This is a genomic window from Microbulbifer maximicatervae (SeqCode), from assembly GCF_052467815.1.
Genome location: NZ_CP174326.1, coordinates 3,294,514 through 3,318,008, shown reverse-complemented (window position 1 = coordinate 3,318,008; position 23,495 = coordinate 3,294,514). Strand labels below are relative to the sequence as shown.

The window sequence follows — 23,495 nt, the reverse complement described above, 5'->3', positions numbered from 1 at the left end:
TTCACTAACCAACTTTTACTTTTCAACATAGCTTGAGGGCTCGCAATGCCATAAAATCGTGCTACCGAAATTACAGTCCAGTCGCCACGCCCCCAAAATGACCACTCAAGAACCTACCATTCTCTTTGAAGACGACTACTTACTTGCCGCTTATAAACCAGAGGGGTGGCTTGTTCATAGATCAGAAATAGACCGTCATGAAAAGCGTGTACTTTTGCAATATTTGAGGGACCTATGTGGCAGCTTTCTTTATCCAGTACATCGACTGGATAAGCCTACCTCCGGTGTTATTATTTTTGCCAAAAGCAGTGAGATTGCTGCGCAGGTACAGCAGCAGCTGGAAAGTGATTTATCATCAAAAAAATATATTGCTGTATGCAGAGGGTATAGCCCGGAAGAAGGTGTCATTGACTATGCCCTCCCCCCCGTTGCCGACTTCAAACACCAGAGGAAGCGACCAAAAACGGATCTGCCACGTCAGCAGGCTGTTACATTGTACCGGCGCTTGGAGACTATTGAGCTACCTTATGAGGTTGACCGCTACCCGACCAGCCGGTATTCCCTAGTAGAAATACAATTGAAAACAGGGCGACGCCATCAAATAAGAAGGCATTTCAAGCATATCCACCACCCACTAATTGGCTGCCCTAAATATGGAAAGTCAATCCATAATCGCTTCTTTGCCAGCAGGCTCGAGTGCTCTCGACTACTTTTGCACGCATGTGAACTTAAGCTTGAACATCCGGTGAGCGGTTCTCAGCTGAAAATGCAATGCGAAATACAGGGAAGTTTCTTACAATTAATTCAGCGATTTAAATGGAAACTTTAATTTATAAAGCCTCCAAGTTACTCAGAAACCCTCAAGCCTTACATAGTGCATGGGGCGACCTGCCCAGGATAGGAGCACAATGGCGCTGAATAAATAATTTCCGATGTGCAGCAGGCTGAGCTTCCGCCATTTAATTGGCCGCACCCAGGGCCGCCACAGGCCCCACACGAGCTGGAACAGCAAGCTCCCGACCCACTGTATATTCCAGCTTTCTCATTTTCGCATACAGCCCCCTTAAGGCCATATATCTTTCTCCCTTGCTTCACTGAAATATTGTCAAAGTAGGCATAGACTTTTTTGGAGGGTGACCACAAAGCTGAACTACCGCCATGAAAAGTACTGAACTGAAATTTATCAATAGCTACCCTATCATTACCCGTCAGCCGCAACCCTTGTTCCTCTACAATTTTTTTGCCATTTATAAATAGCTCTATATATCCGTCAGCATTATTTGCGCTGCTATTTAATTGCACAAACAACTCAATCCGATACCAGATATCCCGTTCAAACCTAAAACTGTCATTCCCTTGATACCCATCTCCACACCGAGCGACTCTATCCTGATGATAGGTATAGAGCCCAACCCTACCCTCCGCACCAAACTTAACCCGCACACTCCAACTCTTCGGATCAATAGGTACGCATCCTGAAGCCTGTCCCCCACCAGCAAGGCCGTGTAGCTTACCGCCCTTAACAAATTCGAAGTTCCGATGAAACTTCACATCGTAAGCGAGAGTTGCCGATGAAACAGATTTGGCTAATTGTGTTGATGTGCTAATTCTCTCCGAACCCTTTTCATAAGGAATATACTGAGCTTCTAGTGCATACCCATAACCGGGCATTGGAATTAAACTTAAATGCTGATCATCAAACGTTACCAGTGGTTGCAAATCAAAAGTTCTTCGCAACAAGGTAATATCGGTATATTTCATGTAGGGGATCCCAACCCGATATCTACCAGAATTTGAAATTGCACTGAATCTGCCTTGATTTGATGAAAACCCGTATACATAGATCTTCTTTCTTACAAATTTTTTCATTTCCTCATAATTCAAATAGAACTTGAATCCATGGGGAACGCCCTGAGTATCACATATATTGGCAATTCCTTTTGACGACGTCTGATCAGCTCTGGAAATTTTTATCGGAAACCCGCTTCTACTATCCCCACCTAGATAAAGACCAACAGAAACTGACTTGAATACTCCTTTCTGACAAGCCCACCCAGAAACAACCAAGCCTCCCCCCAAATATTCAACCCGATCAACCCTACCGATCATCTGGGCGAAATCCTGATTACCTGTACTAAATGAAAAAAGAGTCACGAGTAAAAACACAGAAAACATCTTGAATAATACCCGACAGCATTGACATCACTATTAAATATAGAAGCTACTTGTTCGGATGAGCGAGAGCACACATAGTCCAAGACAACTATAAGAGAGCGCGAAAATAAATGTGAAAGGCTTGCAAAGACTCCCGCCGCCTTGGCGGAATAATAATGGATTCAAGGGCGTTTAACGCCCTTTAGAAACTTGAGGAAAAAATATTCACTAAGATGAAAGACGCTAGTCACGCCAATGAGGGGAGAGAAACTAAGGTCAGTGTTCAGAATTACCGTGAGAAGCCTCTTCTTGAGATTTACTGCGAATCCCAAAGAGCCCCTTGCGCTCAGTTTTACCTTCCGGCTCCGGCTGTAGAAAACTGCGCAATTTATCTTTTTCCCACATGGCATCCTGATAGCCGAGATCGATAAGTTCTTCGATATATGGCCTTTCAAATAATAAATAACTGGCTGCAGAAACACCGCCACCGGGATTGGTCGCACCCGTTGAGCGGAATAACCAGCGTAGCGCCGAGGGAAGGTGACCAAGTTTTCTGCCACTAAGACGCCCTAAACTCTGCGAGGGTTCAATAACAACCGACTCTACCGAACGCAACAATTTCAAATCCGTGTGATCTGTTGGATCCACATAGTCAAGTAACATATTTACTCGATCCAGATGCTCCAAGTCTGCCTCCAAGCTATCGATAAATGCGGCATTGAATAACTGAGCAGCTATTTGTGCCATCGAAGGGGACTCCATCTGCGCAGGACTGTTGCGACTCCCCCAATGGGCTGGAGAACGGTTGTCCGACACACCCACCACAAAGACACGCTTGGCACCGAGATGCAGAGCCGGGCTAATCGGGGCCATCAGACGAATGGCGCCATCGCAAAAATAAACTCCATCCAATTTGACCGCCGGGAAAATGGCAGGAATTGCTGCTGACGCCAATAGGTGGTCCGAAGTTAATTGAGTAGGCACTCCAAAGCGACGAAACCGCTGCCACCCTTTAACATTCTCCGCTCCCTGAAAAAAGCTGACGGACTGCCCTTCACTATAAGAAAGCGCATTAACACTTGTGGCATGCAAATGCCCAGCCGAAATATTTTTTTGAATATTGTCAAAGTTAATCTCGCGCTCAACCAAGCTGCGCAGCGGGCTGTTATCCAGGAGTGCCAAAGGTTTTTGTCTACCCACACCTTGGTTCAAGAGCGAACGACTGATAGAAAACAGGTTTCCAAGTAAACTACGCCAACTGGTGCGATAAACCTGCTCAACACTAAGCTGCAACCAAACTGAGCACATTCTGTCGACGGCTTCTTTAAAGGTGCCTGTATGAGAGGCGAGAAGCATCGCGTTCATAGCTCCTGCAGAGGTGCCGCAGATTATTTGAAAGGGCCGAGGATTATCTTCTGGAACCAGTTCCGCAAGCGCCCTTAAAACGCCCGCTTGATAGGCAGCACGCGCACCTCCCCCAGAGAGAACCAGAGCGTTACGCTGGCCAGGTTTGTTACTTTCACTGTTACTTGTCGACAAAGTTTTCTTCCAATACAACAAGCCCGCAAACAACAGAGTCCGCTTAAAGGCTATTGAGAAAAAAGCCCATATACAACTCAGATTCAGAGTTGTCGGGGATATTTGATAAGATAAATAGAGTCTTTTAAATGTACTTATTATTCTAAATCGATAGATCTATTAGAGCGCCATATCTACAACGTAACGACCTATTCCATGCCCTCTATTTAAGCGCGCAAGAAACTCTGGAGCCTGATCAAGGCTAATATTCTCCGCAATACTGTCGAGCTTATCGCTGATATACCACTCACTGGCCAACCGCTTCCATACTTCTGCCTTCTTTTCTATCGGCAAAACAGCGCTATCCACACCCAACAAACTAATACCGCGCAAGATAAATGGAAATACATTGGCGTGAAATTGAGCACCTGAAGCCATACCACAAGCAGCCACTCCGCCTCCGTAGCGCAGGGATTTAATGACATTAAAAAGCGTTTCCCCGCCCACAGTATCTACAGCCCAAGCCCACAATGGCTTGGCCATCGCTTTATTGGCAAAAGGGGCCAGTGTATCCCGGTCGAGAACCTTCCATGCGCCCAATCTCGCCAAATAATCAGCAGACTCCAACTTTCCCGTCACTGCTGCGACACGAAAGCCTAGCTTTGCCAGCAAGGCGACGGCAACAGAGCCGACGCCCCCCGTTGAACCTGTTACCAGAATCTCTCCATCCTCAGGAGATGCGCCGGACTCCAGGAGCTTTTCAACACACAGCGTGGCGGTAAAACCCGCCGTACCCAGTGCCATAGACTCCCAAGCTGTTAGGCCCTCGGGGACTGGCAAGGCCCATTGCGGAGGAACGGCAATACGCTCTGCAAGTCCACCAGAAGTATTCATGCCCAAATCGTAGCCATTGACCAATAATTCGGCACCCGGTTGAAACGTCTTGCTCCGATCGAATAGCACTTTGCCCACCGCATCAATACCCGGGGTATGGGGGTAGGTATTAGTAATCCCACGATTGCCAAACGCAGATAAAGAATCTTTGAAATTCAAGGATGAATAACTTACGGCCAACAGCAAGGGGTTATCGGGAAGCTCAGAAAGTTGACGCTCAACAACAGACTGGTCAAACTTTCCCGAAGCTACTTCGGCAACCTGAACTGCCCGAAATTTCTCATCCTTTTCTATTTCCATGGGGTATATCCCGCAGCACTATCAACCTGTAACGTTACAACTATTGAGCCTGATGACGCAGAGCTGCCAGCCGTGAAAAGAGACGAGTGACCGCCGATTCCACACCTGCTTCTGCCGCCAGCCCTATTTTCTTAGCAATATTTTTCCGTTCTTTGAATTCCACCTGATACAAGTCGCAGTCCTTAGCACAACTGGTCAAGTATTCATCTGATGTTTTCAGCTCATCGACCAGTCCCAAGGATAGGGCTTTTTGCCCGAACCAAACCTCGCCCGTGGCAACTTTGTCAACGTCGAGTTTTTGACGGTACTCCCCGACAAAGTGCTGAAACAGAATATGGATCTCATCTAAATCGTCTTGGAACTTCTGTTTACCTTCCTCAGTATTTTCACCAAACATGGTTACAGTGCGCTTGTACTGGCCCGCAGTAAACAGTTCGTAATCGATATCATTGCGCTTCAGCAGGCGGTTAAAATTCGGCATCTGAGCTAAAACACCAATAGAGCCCAACATCGCAAAGGGTGCTGCCAGGATACGGTCTGCAACACAGGCCATCATGTAGCCCCCGCTGGCAGCCACTTTATCGACAGCAATAGTCAAATGGATACCTGCACTGCGAATCCTGGTTAACTGGCTGGCGGCTAAGCCATAGTTCGCCACCATGCCCCCAGGGCTTTCAAGACAAAGGAGAACTTCATCTCCGGGCTCTGCCACTTGAAGAATGGCCGTCACCTCTTCACGCAAGTGGGAAAGCGCACTCGCTTTGATATCCCCATTAAATTGCATAACAAAGACACGCTTGCGCTCGGAGACCAACTCCCCTTTTATACTCTTGGACTCATGCTCTCCTTCCTCTTTAGCAACGTCGGAAGAAGTAGCAGCACTTTTCTCCGGCTGCTTTTTGCTCTCAGCTTTATGTTTTTTAGCCAGGGCTTTTTCTTGAGTTTTCTTCTCTTTCGCCATTTGCTTTTTACGACGGGCGAATTCGTGCTTATCCATCACAGCTTCAAGCAGTGTTTCTTTAAACTGCTCATAGCGATCATTCAAATGTGTAACTGTGATATGTCCCTGAACACGCTCTTTCAGCTGCTCTCGATTTGCAAAAATAAAACCTATCAACACCATTAAGGCCACAACAACCGTAACAATTTTGGCTAGAAAAAGGCCGTATTCAATTAAAAATTCCACTTAGACTCCATTTTCCGTCATAACTAATTTTTATTTAGCTTCAGTATTTTACTGCCAACCTTCCAGGGCGGAAGTTGCTCGCTGATTAAGGGGGCGAGCCAACAAACCGCTGTGGCTAATACGTACCTCGTAAACCGCACCGTCCTCCATAGGTAGAAATGTGGCACTGCCATATACCGCATCAACAAAGGGCAACTTGCGATCAACACCGCGTACAAACTGCCAAACATCCACGCCATAGTTCGCCCCCTCTATTTCATGGACAGAACGCTCGCGAGCTCGCTCATCCTGCAGCGTGAGATAGCGACCACTCAACCTATCTAGACGATAAGCGGGCTTAATTCCCCAGCGGGCTAATGGACCCTGCCACTTGAGCATTCGGGCATCCAACTGCCACTGATCCCCAAGCAATTCAAACTTTTGCGCTATACCATCCGCATCGGAAAACTTGACTTCAAATTGCTGCTCGGCAATTTTTCGAAACGAAACAATGCCAACACTGTGCTCTTCAGCCAGGTTTCTATAGCTGTAAACATCTGCAGCAATCAGAACAATCCAAAGGGCAGTTGCAAAAAGAAAAAGACCGGCGAAACCACGTATAAACCCCAGGAACCAATTTCCCGATAGCAGGACTCGCGCGCCCCAAAACACTAACAACAACGCCAGGATGGCAATAATAAAGGTAATCGCTATATACATTATGATTTCTACTCCCTGATACTGCGCAACATCTTTAAACCAACCTTACGGGCGGTTCTTCGTTGCAGCCTTTTCAACAAAAGTGTGGATCAAGCGGCCGGACAGGGTTTGTATGGGCGGTATAGCTGGCAATGAACTGTAGTGGAACCAGTCTGCCTCTTCTATCTCATTGGGGTCCAAGCACAATCCCCCACCTTGCCACTCCGCCAAATACCCGATCATCAACTGCCCGGGAAAAGGCCAGGACTGGCTCCCCACATACTCCAGGGCACCCACTTTGAGCCCCACTTCCTCATAGACTTCACGCACCAGCGCTTGCTCAGCACTCTCACCGGGCTCTATAAACCCAGCGAGGGCTGTATAAGTTGCATTTCGACGCGAGGCATGACGAGCCAAGAGACACTCATCTCCCCGGGTAACAAGCATAATTACACAGGGGGAGATTCTGGGGTAGACAGTGAGATCACAAGCCGGGCAGGTGCGAGCGCGATCATTAGAGTGATAGATGGTAGGAGTGCCACAACGACCGCAAAATCGATGTTGGCTATCCCAATGGGAAATCTGTAGCGCCCGCCCAGCCAATGCAAACATCGGCTCCTCAACCAAAGTCAGCAGGCTGCGCAGGTTTCGCCATTCATAGCCGGCAATTTCAACCTGGCGAGACAAAACGTGGACACCACACGCCCGCCCACTTAACTCTCCCAAGTAGTGGCTGGATTGAACAGCCTCCGCTACCAACACCTGGGCGTCGTGGAGGAAAAAATCTCCTCGGCAGAGAATCAGTCCATCAGCAATCAGGATATGCTGGGAAAATTCCGGAACTGCCCACACATTACCCGCTGGGACAAACTTATCTACCAAGGAGACCTCCTTAATTATGCGGCCTCAACGGGATAACCCAGAGCAGTCAAGCTTTCGATAGCGAGACTGAGGGATTGAATATCTGCTTGCCTATGCAGCTTTACCTCTCCCAGATAGTACTCAAGGCTGATAATCGCATCGGCAAAAATATGCAAAGATTGCTCTACTTCAGGACCGGCATCATGGCGGTCGATAACAGTCTCAACAAAGTTCAGCAAACCTTCAACTACGGCCGCCGCTCTACTTAAGTTGAGAACGATCAAGCCTCCGCGCACTGAGTTCAAAGTAGTGGAAACATTGCGAATATGGCCATGATCAAAGTCGGACTCTGCATAGGCCGCCAGCGCTCTCTTAATCAACGCCAAACCGGCTTCGGCCTCTTTAAGTACAGCCACTTCCGCTTCTGCCAACTGGCTGTGCTCAAAGGCAATATCCGCATGACCGTATTCATCCAGATCAATAGAAGTGCTCTGCTTGAGAGCCCTTACCGTGCTATCGACCATCAACACCTGGCCTGTCAGTTTCTGCAGTGCGCTGTCCGCTATGGAACCGCCCGCGCCAGAGGCACTCTGGTATTCCGCAACCGCGCTGCGCAAACTCTCTCCAACCCGCTTAAAATTGAGCATCTGCAAGGTACCGGCCACTCTCTGTAGAGAAGAAGCGAGGCCATCTTCTGCATCCAAGGTAGTAGTACCAATTAACTCAGCGTCATCCAACATTCGGCGCACACCGGACAACTCTTCCTCCAAGGCGTTAGCAACTGCGGTAATTGCCGTGGCGCCAGGGCCCCCAAGGGTGGCTCGCTCCCTCTCTAACTCCTCTTCACTGTAATCAAGAGCCTCTGCGGAGAAGGCTTCCAGCAACTTGCCACCAAAGCCCTCAGGCTTGGAAAGAGTCAGCCAATAGAGGCACTCTTTCAGCAAAATCGGTGGCGCAGGCTGATCTAAAGCTGTATCACACTCTTTTTGTAATGCTCGCAGCCAGCGATCAAACATACTGAAAACCATCACCCGGGATCGACTGATGCGCATTTCCTGGGAGGCCATTCCTGCAAGTGCCGCCCCTGCTACCACCCATAAACGCCCGTTTGGGCGCCCCATGGTGATGCTTGCGATTCTCTCAAGGGCGCGAGACATCATCGTGTACGCTGGGCCCCGAGGTTTACCTCGCAACAGAGCCAACAAACCAACCTGGTACATATGACGGAATCGGCGAACAAAGCTATTCAAGTCTTCCGACATTACCGCAGAAGCCCCTGCACCAGGCACAGCCCCCTCCAAGTTACAACGGAAAAAATGACTTTCCGGCACAGGGGGCTGGGACCGGGCCGCGCGCAAATTATTGATATAGGGAATCAGCAATTCTGGACGGGCAATGGCACGACTTTGGACAAAATCCAAGTAGCGTCCCATTACGTAAAAACCTGTGCCCAGCGCCTCCATCAGTTCTTCTGAGGCGCTCTGTCTCTCCTCTAACACCTCTGTAAGCGCTTTGATTTTCTCTTGGGCGAGGAGCTCAGCTGCCTGGAGCTGCACCATCTGCAATACTCCACTAACCTGCCTGAGTGCAGCCAAGCTCTGTTCGAGAGCCTGCTTTTGGGAAGTATCCGCGGCAAATTTATCCAAGTGTGAGGCGGCATTATCGATGGTAGCTACCAGCTCATCCTTCACTACATTGACAGAAGTGATATTGATCTTGCGCAATTCAGTCTTTGGCTGCACCGCTGCATTCTTCCTATAATCGAACAAAAAACAACCAGATCAGGATGATTCTGGCCTCATTAAGGGCAATTTACCCCAATAAATAAAAGAGTCCACCTTTCGCCAAACAATTTCCACCGAATAATCGACAAATAACCTAGCGACGGGGCTGAAGCCCCTAAATTACTTGAATTTTCCAGAAAACCCAGTAGCGTTTGCTACTTTCAAGTTTAAAGTTGTACGTTTTTTTGTGTTAAAGAACAAAAACCAATCAATCTGTGCACAATAAACCCGGGGAAGCACGCAGCGATAATTGAGCTCAGGTATCTATTTCGCATACACCGCCGATTCCCAAAGATTCCATTTTGACCCACACCAATGGGTTAACCAAGGAAGTAAATGATGAACACTTACAACAACACCATTGCGGCATCCGGCGGCGGATTTGGTCGCGCCTTTGCCGAAAATTTTCTCGGCGAAGCGCCTGATTGGTACAAATTGACCATAGCCGCCTTTTTGCTTCTCAACCCATTAATACTGTATGTATCGGGGCCTTTTGTAACAGGCTGGGTCCTTATTGCAGAATTCATTTTTACCCTGGCGATGGCCCTGAAGTGTTACCCACTTCAACCCGGCGGACTGATCGCAATTGAAGCCGTATTGATGGGTATGACAAGCACCGATGCCGTCTACCACGAGGTAGTTGAGAATATTGAAGTTATTCTGCTGCTTATGTTTATGGTGGCCGGCATTTACTTTATGAAGAGCCTGCTTCTGTATGTATTCACTAAAATTTTGATTAGTGTGAAATCAAAATCACTGCTGTCATTACTTTTCTGTGCTGTCTCCGCAGTGCTGTCAGCATTCTTAGATGCCTTGACCGTAACCGCTGTCCTGATTGCAGTTGCCGTAGGCTTTTACTCGGTCTATCACCGGGTCGCCTCCCAGCAGCCACACCACCACCATGACCACGACCACTCCAACGATGAGCATGTCGTAGAGTATCACCGCGAGGACCTGGACCAGTTTCGAGCCTACCTTCGCAGCCTGATTATGCATGGCGCTGTAGGTACTGCTCTCGGTGGTGTTTGCACCTTGGTTGGAGAACCGCAAAACCTACTGATCGCTGAGAAAGCCGGATGGGAATTTGTACAGTTTTTCCTGCAGATGGCTCCAGTAACCATTCCAACATTCTTTGCCGGCTTAGCTACTTGTTTCTTTTTGGAGAAAATTAAAATGTTTGGCTATGGAGCCCAGCTCCCTAGCGCCGTACGTGAGGTACTGGTTAATTTTTCCAAAGAGGAAGAAAAGAAGCGCACCTCGGCACAGGTTGCCGAGCTGTGGATTCAGGGCATTGTCGCTGTGGTTCTGGTTTTTGCCCTGGCATTTCATGTTGCCGAAGTCGGTATCATTGGCCTGATGATTATTGTACTTCTGACCTCGTTTAACGGCGTTGTTCAAGAAGCTAGAATCGGCCACGCGTTTGAAGAGGCACTGCCATTTACTACACTGCTCGTGGTTTTCTTTGCAATTGTTGCAGTGATTCACCAGCAGCACCTATTCGAGCCTGTAACCAACTTCGTTCTCGCACAAAAGCCCGAACAGCAGCCAGGATTGCTATTCATGGCAAACGGTATTTTGTCGATGATTAGCGACAATGTTTTTGTGGCAACGGTTTATATTAACGAAGTTAAGGCTGCCCTCACCGCAGGTGACATTACCCGAGAACATTTTGACAAGCTGGCCATTGCCATCAATACCGGAACCAACCTACCCAGCGTTGCCACTCCCAATGGACAAGCTGCATTTTTGTTCCTGCTAACATCGGCCCTGGCACCTCTCATACGCCTATCTTATGGCCGCATGGTGATCATGGCTCTGCCCTACACCATCGTACTGAGTATTGTTGCTTTGATTTGCGTGGTCTACGCGATCTAAAGAGAGCTTGTATAAGAGACTATCTGGATGGGTGGGGATTGATAATTCCCACCCATCCAGAAAAAGAAAAGCGCAATAAACATCAAGATTAAAGAAAACACCTCTTCATTGATGTGCTACCAGAAGTGTTTGCCCGCTGATTTCTCCAGCAATCCTAGCATCGATTGATGCGCTTCAGCTTCCTGTGGCGTAGCACGCGCTACTAGCAGGGGCGCGCGATCTGCCGATAGGCGACGAATGGCTTCACCCGCCGCATCATTTTCCGCCTTCTTACCTTCCTCCCCTTCCGAGGAATCACCCTGTGCCAACACCAAATCGGTTTGGCCACCGGTCATCATCAAGTAGACGTCGGCAAGAATCTCCGCATCCAGCAATGCGCCGTGCAAATCCCGCTGGGAGTTATCGACAAAGTAGCGCTTACAAAGGGCGTCCAGATTGTTTTTCTGCCCGGGGTGCTTTTCCCGGGCCATTGTCAGGGTATCCAAAACCCCACAATGCGCATTGACATTGCGCCAGCGCGGATTACCCAGCAGCCTCAGCTCAGCATCAATAAAACCGACATCGAAGGGCGCGTTGTGAATAACCAGCTCTGCACCTTCACAGAAGGTCATAAATTCATCGGCGATCTGAGCGAATACGGGTTTGTCCGCCAGGAATTCATTAGTAATTCCATGGACCTCAATAGCCCCATCTTCCACTTGTCGCTGAGGATTGATGTACTGGTGGTAATGGCGGCCAGTCAACTTTCGGTTAACCAACTCCACACAACCAATTTCAATGATCCGATGACCGCTTTTGGGGTCGAGACCTGTTGTCTCTGTATCGAGAACTACTTGACGCATGTGTAATTTCCCCTTCAGGACTCCAGCTCATCGACACCGCGATTTGCCAACTGGTCAGCCCGCTCATTACCCGGGTGACCCGCATGGCCTTTTACCCAGTGCCACTGCACTTCATGCTGAGCGACACTCTCATCCAGCTGACGCCACAAGTCTGCATTCTTTACAGGTTTTTTACTCGCTGTCTTCCAGCCATTCTTTTTCCAATTATTAATCCACCCAGTAATCCCCTGGCGTAGATACTGGGAGTCAGTATGCAAATCAATTTTGCACGGCTGTTTAAGAGCCTCCAGGGCTTTTATCGCAGCCAGCAGCTCCATGCGATTGTTGGTAGTATGTGCCTCACCACCAAACAGCTCTTTCTCCCGCTCACCATAAACCAACAAGGCACCCCAGCCGCCAGGACCAGGATTGCCGCGACAAGCGCCATCTGTATAGATAGTAATTTGTTTCAAAACTTACGCCAAAAGTAGATATGAGGCCGATTTTAAATGAAATCAGCGCTTATGATGCTTCCCGCGTGCTGCAACGCGAGGGCTCGACGGGGTGGCAACCAGAGCGGGGTTTCTCTCGGCCCGCCAATTAATTTTAATGGTGCGAACACGTGCCACTTCTTTGCGGGCGACTATGATGTAAAAGCCCCCCCAAGGCAAGTGCAAGCGGGAGCCGAAGCGCTCCATCCAGGCAGTTTTGGATAACAACTCCTTCTGCTGTAATGGCAAGCGGAAAAACCCGCGATCTATCCTGTCGGCTTGCAGGTCCAACAGATTCATCCAGTCGGCAATTCGGGCGGCCCGCAGTTGATTTCCGCGCTGGTAGGCCCCCCTGGAAAACAGCAGACGAGACAAGCCCAGCAAGGAAAACGGGTTAAAACCGATTAACAGCATGTGACCGCCGGGTATCAAAACCCTGGCCGCTTCCCGCAGAATCTGGTGAGGGTGACTGGAGAAATCCAGCAGGTGATGCAGCAGTACTACATCAATAGAATCGGAAGGAAGTGGTAATTGCTCAAACTCGACTATTGCAGCCCCATCCTGCTCCGCTGTCGCCCCCAATCGAAAACGATGATTGATACGACTAGAGGCTGCAAAATCGACAGAATGGGTCACACTGGCCTGGAGAAGGTGGTAACCGAAAAAGCCCTCTACCAGGGGCTGGGCCAATGCCAGTTGTTGCGAGAGAATTTCCTCACCCAATGAACTTGAAAACCAATGGGACAGCGCCGGACAAACCTTGCCAAGAGGGGATAAGTCCTCATCATTACCAGGTCTGAACTTTCCGGTCATCATATCTCCATAGATTGAGTCGAGTGCGCTTTTTTTAATTTTACACTCGGGTGATCCCGCCAAAACCTTACTCTAAGCAAATCGGCCCATATGTAACAGATCACACGAGTATTCACCTTCCGTGATATTGTTCTTCCATTCAGTGAAAAGACGATCCGATTATGCTATCCATTACGCCAATCCCCGCCTTTAATGACAACTATATCTGGCACCTGCAACAGGATGGTCAGCACTGGGTGGTCGATCCTGGTGATTCAGCGCCTGTTGAAAAGGCTCTTCAGGGGAATAAACTTAATGGCATTCTTATCACTCACCACCACTATGATCACACTGGTGGCATCAAGCAGCTTTCCAATCAATATCATTGCCCCATTTACGGCCCAGAAGACATACCTGGCGTCACGCACCCAATTGCCGGTGGCGATTCCCTGCAAATCCTCGGCATGCCCCTCCAAATATACGCCGTACCGGGGCACACTCTAGACCACTTGGCTTTGGTTTTGTATGAAACCACAGGGGCAGCCAAGGAACAATTACACCTTTTTTGCGGTGACACTCTCTTTTCTGCAGGTTGTGGCAGGTTATTCGAAGGTAGCCCTGAGCAGATGTATCATTCGCTGCACAAGCTCAGCCAGTTACGCCCTGCAACCTTAGTATATCCGGCACATGAGTACACGCTCGCTAACCTAAAGTTTGCTCAAGCGGTAGAACCCAAAAACCAAGCTATTGAAAAAAGGATTTCCCAGTGTGCGGTATTGCGGTCGGATAACAAGCCAACCCTACCTTCAACTATCGCTCTGGAATTGGACACCAACCCATTTCTTCGCTGCGCATATCCGGATGTCAGACAGGCTGTGGCCCACCTTCAAACCGATCCATTTCCCGAAAATGATGATGTAGCCGTTTTTACAAGCTTACGCGACTGGAAGGATAACTTCTAAGCCCCAACTTCGCCTAAACTCCTCTCAAACTGGATAACAAACTAACAATTTGTATGCTTTTTAACCAAAGATATTGACCGAAACTAATTTGCTTAATTAGAATCAAAAGTAATTGACCAAATGCCTGATGCTTTACCAATAATTGTTCTGAAATGCGTCGGGATGAATTAAAAGAAGACTCGCGGATATCACACATGGTTCACAAGAATTTTGCCGTAGCATTATTAGCTGCTACGGTAGGAGCCTGCTCGCAATTGCCGGAACAGGGGCCTACGCCTGAAACTGAAAATATCCCTGCAGAGGAAACCTCTGTCGCGAGTGATCCCGTTGTAAAAAAACACGAGCCTACAAAGGCCGCCCAACCTCCGGTGGATATTTGGGCCCGACTGCGCCAGGGGTTCGCCATGGACCATCGCACCGGTGACCCTAAGGTAAAGGAATATATTGCTTACTTTGCCCGTAATGAGGGCTATATGGCTCGTGTAAGCGAGCGCTCCCGCCGTTATATTTTCCATGTTGCCGAACAGCTGGAACAGGCAAACCTTCCCTTGGAGCTGGCACTGCTCCCCATTGTCGAGAGCGCCTACGACCCCTTTGCTTACTCCCATGCCCGAGCCTCCGGAATGTGGCAGTTTATCCCGGCCACCGGGCGCTCATTTGGACTTGAACAAAACTGGTGGTACGACGGCCGCCGCGATGTCCACGAATCCACCCAGGCCGCAGCAAAGTATTTCAATTACCTCCACGATCGCTTTGACGGGGACTGGGAGCTGGCACTGGCCGCTTACAACGCCGGCGAAGGCACAGTTCGCAGAGCCGTAGAAAGAAATCGCCGCAGTGGGCTCGGCACCAGTTATTGGGACCTTAAACTGCCTCGGGAAACCAGAAGCTACGTGCCCCAGCTATTAGCACTGGCAGAGGTAATATCCCGCCCCGACCACTACAAGATTCCGCTACATGACGTCGCCAACAAACCCTACTACGCCCGTGTCGATGTAGGCAGTCAGATCGATCTGGCCCAAGCTGCAGAACTTGCAGAAATTGAGATTGAAGAGCTGTACCTACTGAACCCAGGCTATAACCGCTGGGCAACCGACCCCAACGGAAACCACCAACTACTGATTCCAATAGAGACCCAGGAAAAGTTTGAGAACGCCCTGGCACAACTTCCCAAGGAAGAGAGGGTGAGCTGGCAGCGCTACACCATTGCCCGAGGCGACACCCTTTCCACTATCGCTCGCCGCTACCAGACCACCGTGGGAGCTATACGCGAGACAAACAAACTGCGGAACAATAATATTCGCGCCGGTAAAACACTGTTAATCCCCAGCGCATCGGGCCCTGCAGGACAGTATGCCTACGCACTCGATCAGCGAGTTAAACGCAAGCAGTCTTCCGGCAAGGGCCAGAAAGTTAATTACACTGTACGCCCTGGCGACAGCCTTTGGGGGATTTCACGCAAGCTGGATGTGACCGTAAAGCAACTGGCCAGCTGGAACAGCATGGCACCGGGAGACACCCTGCGCCCTGGACGCACCCTGGTAGCTTACAACGGCTCCCCCGCAGCATCAGAGAACAACCGCACTACCCGCAAAGTTTCTTATCGGGTACGCAGCGGTGACTCTCTATATCGGATAGCCAATAAATTCAGTATCGAAATCGATGATATTCTCCGCTGGAATAAAATAAACAAGTCCAAGTATTTACAACCCGGACAGCGCTTAACCTTATTTGTGGATAGTGCCAGCAACACTTAAAGCGCGCACTTCCCTACAGGAGTTAGCCATAAAAAAACCCGGCAATTGCCGGGTTTTTTTATGGCTCGATAACAACCGTTACTCGGCAGAAGAGGTCAGGTCGATTTTTGCCTGATCGGACAAGTAGCGCTGGATTGCTGCTAACTCAGCCCCACCATTTACAGAGGCCAATTGCTGCATCAGTGCCTGACGCTGCTCTTTGCTCTGCTTGGACAGTTCGCCCGGGCGCACGCTGCGCAGATCGAGAACTACCAGATCACCATTATTTGTAGCGAAGCTGGTCACTTCATCTTTGCCAGCAGATGGTGCAGGCAATGCAAATGCCTTGGCATTAATCTCGCCGCGCTGAGCAAAACCACCGCGACGAGTTTTATCACTGGTCTCCAGGGTTAAACCTTGCGCTTCCGCCAGTTCCGCAAAACTAGTACCAGTAGCGAGTTTCTCTTTCAGCTCTTCCGCTTGCTTAGCCAACTGCTCACTGGCCTTATCACGCTTCAAACGGTCAACAATTTGCTGGCGAACCTCTTCCAGAGGGTAGGTACCTGCGGGCTTAGAGTCGGTGACCCGCAAAACGACAGAGTGCTCATTGTTCAGGTTGATCACATCTGAAGTATTGCCATCCTCCTTCACTTCCACAGAGAAGGCAGCCTCGATAACCTGCCCGTTAGAAAGCACGCCAGATGCGCTCTCGCGCGAAAACAGATCGGCAGTCTTCAGGGGAACACCCAACTCTTCAGCGGGCTCAGCCAGGCTATCCGCGTTGTATGCCAGATCGGCAAGACGGGACAAGGCATCAACAAACTCTCGCTCGGCAACAGATGACCGCAGTCGCTTTTCGATCGCCACTTTTTGCTCTTCAAAGCTCGGCGGTTCACTCTGCTCTACTTCCAACAGCTTGATAAAGTGAGTTCCACTATCGGTGGTCACTGGAGCAGAAACCTGACCCACTTCAAGCGCGGCCAAGGCCTGCTCGAATGCCTCTGGGAATACATCACCCGTGGTGTAACCCAACTCACCACCTTCCTCCGCAGAGCCTACGTCTTGGGAGTAAGTCTTTGCCAACTCGGCAAAATCTTCGCCGGCATCCAGTTTGCTCTGAATCTCAGCAATCTTTTCTGCGTCAGCTTCTTCAAGCAAAATATGTGCAGCGCGACGACGAAGTTTCGATTCGAATCCTGTCAGCTCTTGCTCGTACTGAGCGCGAACATCACTTTCAGAAATATCAATGTTACCGGCAAATACTCCAGGAGTTAGCTCGATATACTCAACCGCCACCTGCTCTGGACGCTGGTATTGCCCTTGATTCTCTTGGTAGTACTGTTCTACCTCAGCATCTGAAACCTGAGTCTCTGCTAGCAGGCCTTCAACAGGCATCACCACGTAATCAAAATCACGCTCTTCCATAGAGGCCGCAACAATTTGTTCTGCATCCGCCTGGGTAGTAAAAGCACTTTCAACCACACTGTTTGCATACTGCTCCAACGCCATATCATTTTCCATAATCTGGCGGAAGCCTGCGGGGCTATACCCCATACGACGCAAAGCATCGCGATACATCTGCGGATCAAAACTGCCGTTCACCTGAAAAGCCGGGATTCCCACGATCGCTCTGTCGACCGCCGCAGAGCTCATCACCATACCGCTGTCCTGGGCGGCTTGGCGCATCACAGCACTGGAAACCAACTGGCGTAAAACTGGCTCACGCAACTGCTCATCGCTGATTAAATCAGCGGGCACATCTTCGCCGTACTGACTAATGATCATATTGCGGCGATTTTGAATTGCGCGTTGCAAATCCAAGTTTGTAATTTTTTCGCCATTAACCTCGGCTACCGCATCGGCAGCACCTCCACTGGCACCGGTGAAGAAATCAATTCCCCCAATGACCATAATAAAACCGAAAAAGGCTGCGACAATAATCGCGGCTGTCCCTTTCAGGTTGTCACGCATGGACTGAAGCATGCTCAGCTCCGAAAATTAATTGTTTTAACTGCTATCAGATACAAAAAAGGCGTATCCCAACTGACACGCCTCTTTGACAATCAGACTCTTTTACAAAGTCTCAAAGCCTGCTGAAAACTTAGTTTACAGCGTCTTTCAGGGCTTTACCGGCCTTGAAGTTAGGAATTTTTGCCGCAGCGATTTCAATGGGATCGCCAGTGCGAGGATTGCGACCAGTACGAGCTGCACGCTCTTTCACAGCAAAGGTACCGAAGCCAACGAGGGCAACTTGATCACCTTTTTTCAGGGCATCAGTGATGCTATCAACCATTGCGTCCAAAGCACGGCCAGCTGCTGCTTTTGGAATATCTGCAGATGCGGCAATTGCTTCAATCAGTTCGGACTTATTCACGCTTAATCCCTCTGTTCTTTTTAAATATGCTTCGGGTGATCTACAAGAGACACCCATACTTTAAATTTTTTAGCCTTCGGCAATTTACGCGCCGGGCAATAAGCCCCGTTTTATACCAACTGCCCAGAAGCGGGTCAAGGAACCATGCGGGTTTCCGGGCAGATGCACACTTTTCAAGCAGCGCAGACAGCCTGATTGGCGAAGTTTTGGCCTTGTAAGTTGTAAAGGGGCGACAAAAGTCACCCCATTACAAGAGTCAGTGAGTTTGGATTCCGCGCTGCGAGCGCTCCTCTGCCTTTTTTTGTAAGGCGGAATACTCTTCATCAGACAGGGATTCAGGCTTGTGCTCGAGCGCCAGCTCAAGTACCTGATCGATCCACTTGACGGGCCTAACTACCAAATCCTGAAGAATATTATCGGGAATATCCTTCAGATCTCGCTCATTATCAGCAGGAATCAGTACAGTTTTTATACCGCCCCGATGCGCTGCCAATAACTTTTCTTTAAGACCACCAATTCTTAAAACTTCTCCACGCAGAGTAATTTCTCCAGTCATCGCCACATCTGAGCGAACGGGAATATCCGTTAATACAGACACCAAAGCGGTGCACATGGCAATACCCGCCGAAGGGCCATCTTTCGGGGTGGCACCTTCAGGCACGTGGATATGAATATCCCGGGTCTCGTGGAAGTCCGGACCTATTCCCAGTGCCTGGGAGCGAGAACGCACAACCGTCAAGGCCGCCTGAATAGACTCCTGCATAACATCGCCGAGGGAGCCGGTTTTGATCATGCGCCCTTTACCCGGCACAGCTGAAGCTTCAATGTTAAGAAGCTCACCACCCACCTCGGTCCAGGCGAGACCGGTGACAATTCCGATTTTGTCCTCTTCCTCTGCACGGCCAAAATCAAACTTGCGAACACCGAGAAGCTCTTCAAGTTGCTCTGGCTGTATTACAGCCTTCTTCTCTGAAGGATTGCGAACGTGCTCGGTTACTACCTTGCGGCAGATCTTGGCAATCTCCCGATCCAGACCACGCACACCCGCTTCACGGGTGTAGTAGCGGACAATATCTCGAATACTGTCATCGGAGAGATCCAGCTCATCATCTTTAAGACCGTTGGCTTTACGCTGCTTCGGCACAAGATAGCGCTGTGCAATATTCAGTTTTTCGTCCTCGGTATAACCGGGGATTCGAATAACTTCCATACGGTCGAGCAATGGACCTGGAATATTCATCGAGTTAGAGGTGCAGACAAACATCACATCGGAAAGGTCATAGTCCACTTCCAAATAGTGGTCATTAAAGGTTTTATTCTGCTCTGGATCCAAAACCTCAAGAAGCGCTGAGGCGGGATCGCCACGCTGGTCCATCCCCATTTTGTCGACTTCGTCGAGCAGGAACAGGGGATTCTTCACTCCAACTTTCGAAATTTTCTGAATCAGCTTGCCCGGCAGCGAGCCAATATAAGTGCGTCGATGCCCGCGAATCTCAGCTTCATCGCGAACGCCGCCCAGGGCCATACGCACATACTGACGATTTGTCGCTCGGGCAATAGATTGACCAAGGGAGGTTTTACCCACCCCGGGAGGACCAACCAAACATAAGATCGGCCCTTTCACTTTCTTCACTCGCTTTTGTACCGCGAGGTATTCCAGAATCCGCTCTTTAACCTCTTCCAAGCCGTAGTGTTCTTTCTCGAGAATTTCCTCGGCTTTAACCAAATCGTGTCTCACCCGGCTGGCTTTTTTCCAGGGCAGGCTCAACATCCAGTCGATATAACTGCGTAAAACCGAAGCTTCCGCAGACATAGGCGACATCATTTTCAATTTAGCCAGCTCAGCGCGGGTTTTCTTCTCTGCCTCCGCACTCATGCCGGATTCGGCAATTTTGTTTTCCAGCTCTTCAATTTCATTGGGCTCTTCGGTGATCTCGCCCAATTCTTTTTGAATCGCCTTCATCTGCTCATTGAGATAATACTCGCGTTGGCTTTTCTCCATCTGCTTTTTCACACGCCCACGAATGCGTTTTTCCACCTGGATCAGGTCGATTTCAGCATCCATAAGGCCCAGCAAATGCTCCAAACGCTCTTTAACACTGAGAGTCTCCAGAAGCTCTTGCTTCTGAGCCAACTCAAGGGACATATGCGCAGAAATGGTATCTGCCAAGCGGCCAGGTTCATCAATTCCCGACAGAGAGGTAATAACCTCATTGGGGACTTTCTTACTTACAGAAACGTACTGTTCAAACTGAGACATCACAGAGCGCACAAGGGCATCTGCTTCGCCTTCCGGCAACTCCTGCGTCTCCATCGGCGAAACGGTCGCCTCGAAATGGTTCTCCCTTTCCATCACTTCGTGGATATTTACGCGCTCTCCCCCTTCTACTAGCACCTTCACAGTGCCATCGGGGAGTTTGAGTAACTGCAAGACACTGGCAATAGTGCCCACGCGATAGATATCGTCTGCACCTGGGTCATCCTCAGATGCCTTTCGCTGCGCCACAAGCAATACCTGCTTATCCCTGCGCATGGCCTCTTCCAGGGCCTCTATGGACTTTTCCCTGCCGACAAAAAGCGGGATCACCATATGGGGGTAAACAACAACATCGCGCAATGGCAACAACGGATATTCAAGTGTGGTGTCGGATGACTGATCCATAGAACTCCTCTCGGCCCTATCACTGGGTATTTGGCGCGGCATCATGCTGCTGTTGGAATTGACAGCTTAACCTGGGCCACCGCCCTTCAGATGCTAGTAATGGGGGGGAAGGGCCCGAAATACAAGTCTAATCTCGCGACCAATTTGTGCCGAGCTAAGAGTGCTATTCGAGCCAGGAATACCCAGACAGGTAGTTAGATACCCGGGTAATCAGAAAAAACTATAAAAAAAGCCCCAATATTGGGGCTTTTTGAGGTGGGATTTGAGCTACTCTTCCGGCGCCGCCTTCTGCGGCTGGGACTCACTCTCATAAACCAGCAGCGGGGCTGATTCGCCTTTAATGACCGCCTCGTCAATCACAACTTTCACCACATTATCTGTGGATGGGATGTCATACATGGTCTCCAACAATACGGACTCCATGATAGAGCGCAGGCCACGGGCGCCTGTTTTCCGCTCCATTGCCTTGGTGGCAACTGCATCCAACGCATCGGGGCGGAAATCCAGCTCAACATCTTCCATCTCAAACAGTTTTGCGTACTGCTTGGTCAAGGCATTGCGTGGCTCGGTGAGAATCTGTACCAGAGCCTCACGGTCCAACTCTTCTAAAGTTGCGGTCACCGGTAGGCGTCCAACAAACTCCGGGATCAGCCCGTAACGAACCAGGTCTTCAGGCTCCAGATCACGCAGGATCTCACCAAAATTACTGGTGCCATCCTTTGATTTAACCTCGGCACTGAAACCAATTCCACCCTTCTCCGAGCGATCGCGGATAACCTTATCCAGCCCCGCAAAAGCGCCGCCACAAATAAACAAGATATTGGAGGTGTCGACCTGCAAGAATTCCTGCTGCGGATGCTTGCGTCCACCCTGCGGCGGTACAGACGCCACAGTGCCTTCAATCAACTTCAGTAGCGCTTGCTGCACACCTTCACCGGACACATCACGGGTAATTGAAGGGTTGTCTGACTTGCGCGAAATTTTGTCGATCTCATCGATATAGACGATACCCTGCTGGGCTTTTTCTACATCGTAATCACACTTCTGCAAAAGCTTCTGGATGATATTCTCAACATCCTCACCCACGTAACCAGCTTCGGTCAGGGTGGTTGCATCGGCAATAGTGAAAGGAACGTTGAGCAGGCGAGCCAGGGTCTCGGCAAGAAGGGTTTTACCACTACCGGTTGGGCCTACCAGCAAAATATTAGACTTGCTGAGCTCTACTTCATCCTTACTTTTAACACCAGACTTGGTGCGAAGACGCTTGTAGTGATTGTATACGGCGACAGCCAGCACACGCTTGGCTCTCTCCTGCCCAATCACATACTGATCGAGGATTTCAGTAATCTCACGGGGTGTCGGCAGGCGCCCTTCAGGGCCCTCCGCAGTCTCTTGTACTTCTTCACGAATAATGTCGGTACACAACTCGACACATTCATCGCAGATAAAGACTGACGGCCCAGCGATTAACTTCCGCACTTCCTGTTGGCTTTTGCCACAGAAAGAGCAGTACAGCAATTTTCCGCTGTCTTCTCCGCTGCTTTTGTCGGTCATCAAAATACTCCGTCGTCACTGGCCGGCCAGGGCCCTAAATTCAGCTTACCCAGCAAGATGCTGCCTTTTGGCGTAATTTTCAAGTCCCAACGAAAGCCAGCCTGTCAAAAAAACTAACTTTCGCTGAAATCCGCCTCCGGCAAACTTTTAATGTAGAAAAATCTACTTATCGAATGCCTGTCGGCGGGACAATACATCATCGACCAAGCCATATTCCTTGGCCTCATCGGCGCTCATAAAGTTGTCGCGCTCTGTATCCCTCTCAATATCACTGACTGGACGTCCAGAGTGATGTGCCATGAGCTCATTCAAACGATGACGAATCTTGAGGATTTCCTGGGCGTGAATGTGGATATCACTCGCTTGCCCTTGGGCCCCACCGCTGGGCTGGTGAATCATCACACGGGAGTTTGGTGTTACGAAGCGTTTGCCTTCAGCACCTGCAGTCAACAAGAAGGCGCCCATACTACAGGCCTGCCCAATGCACATAGTGCTGACATCAGGCTTAATGAACTGCATGGTGTCATAGATAGACATGCCGGCAGTTACCGAACCGCCCGGTGAATTAATGTAGAGGTGAATATCCTTATCTGGATTTTCTGCCTCGAGGAAAAGCAGCTGCGCAACAACTAGGTTGGCCATGTGGTCTTCTACAGGCCCGACCAGGAAAATCACACGCTCTTTTAACAGGCGAGAATAAATATCAAATGAGCGCTCCCCTCTGGCGGTTTGTTCTACCACCATAGGAACTAAACCTGATGCTGAGGGCTCTATCGAAGCTTTTGGAAAATCAATTCGTGCCATAGGTACCATTGCTTCCTTTTGTGGCGTATTCGGCAGGCCAGCGAATAGG

The 23,495-nt window shown here is 49.6% G+C and carries 19 protein-coding genes; 4 read left to right on the top strand and 15 right to left on the bottom strand.

Features of this window, described 5'->3' with window-relative positions; all coding sequences use genetic code 11:
* Positions 1 to 58: 58 nt before the first annotated feature.
* Positions 59 to 829 (top strand): pseudouridine synthase, encoded by a 771-nt coding sequence (locus ACJJIW_RS14485; RefSeq protein WP_444935534.1) that lies wholly within the window; start codon positions 59 to 61, stop codon positions 827 to 829.
* Positions 830 to 867: 38 nt separating this feature from the next.
* On the opposite strand, the gene ACJJIW_RS14480 is transcribed toward ACJJIW_RS14485, so the two are convergent.
* The 7 genes from ACJJIW_RS14480 to ACJJIW_RS14450 all read right to left on the bottom strand — a co-directional run bounded on the left by ACJJIW_RS14480 (position 868) and on the right by ACJJIW_RS14450 (position 9,333).
* Positions 868 to 2,166 (bottom strand): polysaccharide lyase, encoded by a 1,299-nt coding sequence (locus tag ACJJIW_RS14480; RefSeq protein ID WP_444935533.1) that lies wholly within the window; start codon positions 2,164 to 2,166, stop codon positions 868 to 870.
* 264 nt (positions 2,167 to 2,430) lie between these two features.
* Positions 2,431 to 3,693, bottom strand: a complete 1,263-nt coding sequence (locus ACJJIW_RS14475; protein WP_444894314.1) for a patatin-like phospholipase family protein — start codon at positions 3,691 to 3,693, stop codon at positions 2,431 to 2,433.
* 159 nt (positions 3,694 to 3,852) lie between these two features.
* Entirely contained in the window at positions 3,853 to 4,866 is a 1,014-nt protein-coding gene (locus ACJJIW_RS14470) for a YhdH/YhfP family quinone oxidoreductase (protein WP_444935532.1), read from the bottom strand.
* Between the two features lie 40 nt (positions 4,867 to 4,906).
* Complete coding sequence (gene sohB / locus ACJJIW_RS14465; protein WP_444935531.1) at positions 4,907 to 6,052, bottom strand: protease SohB; 1,146 nt, start codon at positions 6,050 to 6,052, stop codon at positions 4,907 to 4,909.
* Between the two features lie 48 nt (positions 6,053 to 6,100).
* Positions 6,101 to 6,751, bottom strand: a complete 651-nt coding sequence (locus ACJJIW_RS14460) for a cation/multidrug efflux pump (RefSeq protein ID WP_444894317.1) — start codon at positions 6,749 to 6,751, stop codon at positions 6,101 to 6,103.
* 45 nt (positions 6,752 to 6,796) lie between these two features.
* A complete protein-coding gene (gene nudC / locus ACJJIW_RS14455) occupies positions 6,797 to 7,612 on the bottom strand; it encodes an NAD(+) diphosphatase (protein ID WP_444894318.1) in 816 nt (271 codons plus the stop codon).
* A gap of 14 nt (positions 7,613 to 7,626) precedes the next feature.
* Complete coding sequence (locus ACJJIW_RS14450) at positions 7,627 to 9,333, bottom strand: FimL-related protein (protein ID WP_413665183.1); 1,707 nt, start codon at positions 9,331 to 9,333, stop codon at positions 7,627 to 7,629.
* 381 nt (positions 9,334 to 9,714) lie between these two features.
* On the opposite strand from ACJJIW_RS14450, the gene nhaB reads away from it, so the two are divergent.
* Positions 9,715 to 11,250, top strand: a complete 1,536-nt coding sequence (nhaB, locus tag ACJJIW_RS14445; protein ID WP_444937368.1) for a sodium/proton antiporter NhaB — start codon at positions 9,715 to 9,717, stop codon at positions 11,248 to 11,250.
* Positions 11,251 to 11,366: 116 nt separating this feature from the next.
* Here nhaB and dnaQ read toward each other — a convergent pair whose 3' ends face one another.
* From dnaQ to ACJJIW_RS14430, 3 genes are read right to left on the bottom strand one after another with little or no spacing between them, the layout of a single operon-like run.
* A complete protein-coding gene (gene dnaQ, locus ACJJIW_RS14440; protein WP_444894319.1) occupies positions 11,367 to 12,092 on the bottom strand; it encodes a DNA polymerase III subunit epsilon in 726 nt (241 codons plus the stop codon).
* Between the two features lie 14 nt (positions 12,093 to 12,106).
* The gene (gene rnhA, locus ACJJIW_RS14435; RefSeq protein ID WP_282933423.1) at positions 12,107 to 12,544 is read right to left on the bottom strand and encodes a ribonuclease HI; all 438 of its coding nucleotides are present in this window, start codon (positions 12,542 to 12,544) and stop codon (positions 12,107 to 12,109) included.
* Between the two features lie 42 nt (positions 12,545 to 12,586).
* Positions 12,587 to 13,375 carry a class I SAM-dependent methyltransferase gene (locus ACJJIW_RS14430; protein ID WP_444935530.1) on the bottom strand — a complete coding sequence of 263 codons (789 nt, stop codon included), beginning with the start codon at positions 13,373 to 13,375 and terminating at the stop codon, positions 12,587 to 12,589.
* A gap of 161 nt (positions 13,376 to 13,536) precedes the next feature.
* Between ACJJIW_RS14430 and gloB the strand changes: the two genes are divergently transcribed.
* Together gloB and ACJJIW_RS14420 are read left to right on the top strand one after the other, a co-directional pair.
* Positions 13,537 to 14,316, top strand: coding sequence for a hydroxyacylglutathione hydrolase (gene gloB / locus ACJJIW_RS14425; RefSeq protein ID WP_444894321.1), 780 nt, complete (start codon positions 13,537 to 13,539; stop codon positions 14,314 to 14,316).
* 194 nt (positions 14,317 to 14,510) lie between these two features.
* Entirely contained in the window at positions 14,511 to 16,073 is a 1,563-nt protein-coding gene (locus ACJJIW_RS14420) for a LysM peptidoglycan-binding domain-containing protein (protein ID WP_444935529.1), read from the top strand.
* 78 nt (positions 16,074 to 16,151) lie between these two features.
* On the opposite strand, the gene ACJJIW_RS14415 is transcribed toward ACJJIW_RS14420, so the two are convergent.
* From ACJJIW_RS14415 to clpP, 5 genes are all read right to left on the bottom strand, one after another.
* Positions 16,152 to 18,035, bottom strand: a complete 1,884-nt coding sequence (locus ACJJIW_RS14415) for a SurA N-terminal domain-containing protein (RefSeq protein WP_444935528.1) — start codon at positions 18,033 to 18,035, stop codon at positions 16,152 to 16,154.
* Positions 18,036 to 18,153: 118 nt separating this feature from the next.
* Complete coding sequence (gene hbs / locus ACJJIW_RS14410; RefSeq protein WP_282933428.1) at positions 18,154 to 18,483, bottom strand: non-specific DNA-binding protein Hbs; 330 nt, start codon at positions 18,481 to 18,483, stop codon at positions 18,154 to 18,156.
* Positions 18,484 to 18,682: 199 nt separating this feature from the next.
* A complete protein-coding gene (lon, locus tag ACJJIW_RS14405; RefSeq protein WP_413665176.1) occupies positions 18,683 to 21,088 on the bottom strand; it encodes an endopeptidase La in 2,406 nt (801 codons plus the stop codon).
* A gap of 267 nt (positions 21,089 to 21,355) precedes the next feature.
* Positions 21,356 to 22,642: an ATP-dependent Clp protease ATP-binding subunit ClpX gene (gene clpX, locus ACJJIW_RS14400; protein WP_282933429.1), complete on the bottom strand. Its 1,287-nt coding sequence runs from the start codon at positions 22,640 to 22,642 to the stop codon at positions 21,356 to 21,358.
* Positions 22,643 to 22,804: 162 nt separating this feature from the next.
* Complete coding sequence (clpP, locus tag ACJJIW_RS14395) at positions 22,805 to 23,446, bottom strand: ATP-dependent Clp endopeptidase proteolytic subunit ClpP (RefSeq protein WP_282933430.1); 642 nt, start codon at positions 23,444 to 23,446, stop codon at positions 22,805 to 22,807.
* Between the last annotated feature and the right edge of the window lie 49 nt (positions 23,447 to 23,495).

Coding starts and splice junctions, on each gene's coding strand:
- dnaQ (WP_444894319.1), bottom strand. CDS start 12,092: ATGCGTCAAGTAGTTCTCGATACAGAGACAACAGGTCTCGACCCCAAA.
- ACJJIW_RS14460 (WP_444894317.1), bottom strand. CDS start 6,751: ATGTATATAGCGATTACCTTTATTATTGCCATCCTGGCGTTGTTGTTA.
- hbs (WP_282933428.1), bottom strand. CDS start 18,483: ATGGGTGTCTCTTGTAGATCACCCGAAGCATATTTAAAAAGAACAGAG.
- ACJJIW_RS14415 (WP_444935528.1), bottom strand. CDS start 18,035: ATGCTTCAGTCCATGCGTGACAACCTGAAAGGGACAGCCGCGATTATT.
- ACJJIW_RS14420 (WP_444935529.1), top strand. CDS start 14,511: ATGGTTCACAAGAATTTTGCCGTAGCATTATTAGCTGCTACGGTAGGA.
- ACJJIW_RS14430 (WP_444935530.1), bottom strand. CDS start 13,375: ATGACCGGAAAGTTCAGACCTGGTAATGATGAGGACTTATCCCCTCTT.
- clpP (WP_282933430.1), bottom strand. CDS start 23,446: ATGGCACGAATTGATTTTCCAAAAGCTTCGATAGAGCCCTCAGCATCA.
- gloB (WP_444894321.1), top strand. CDS start 13,537: ATGCTATCCATTACGCCAATCCCCGCCTTTAATGACAACTATATCTGG.
- nhaB (WP_444937368.1), top strand. CDS start 9,715: ATGAACACTTACAACAACACCATTGCGGCATCCGGCGGCGGATTTGGT.
- lon (WP_413665176.1), bottom strand. CDS start 21,088: ATGGATCAGTCATCCGACACCACACTTGAATATCCGTTGTTGCCATTG.
- ACJJIW_RS14470 (WP_444935532.1), bottom strand. CDS start 4,866: ATGGAAATAGAAAAGGATGAGAAATTTCGGGCAGTTCAGGTTGCCGAA.
- clpX (WP_282933429.1), bottom strand. CDS start 22,642: ATGACCGACAAAAGCAGCGGAGAAGACAGCGGAAAATTGCTGTACTGC.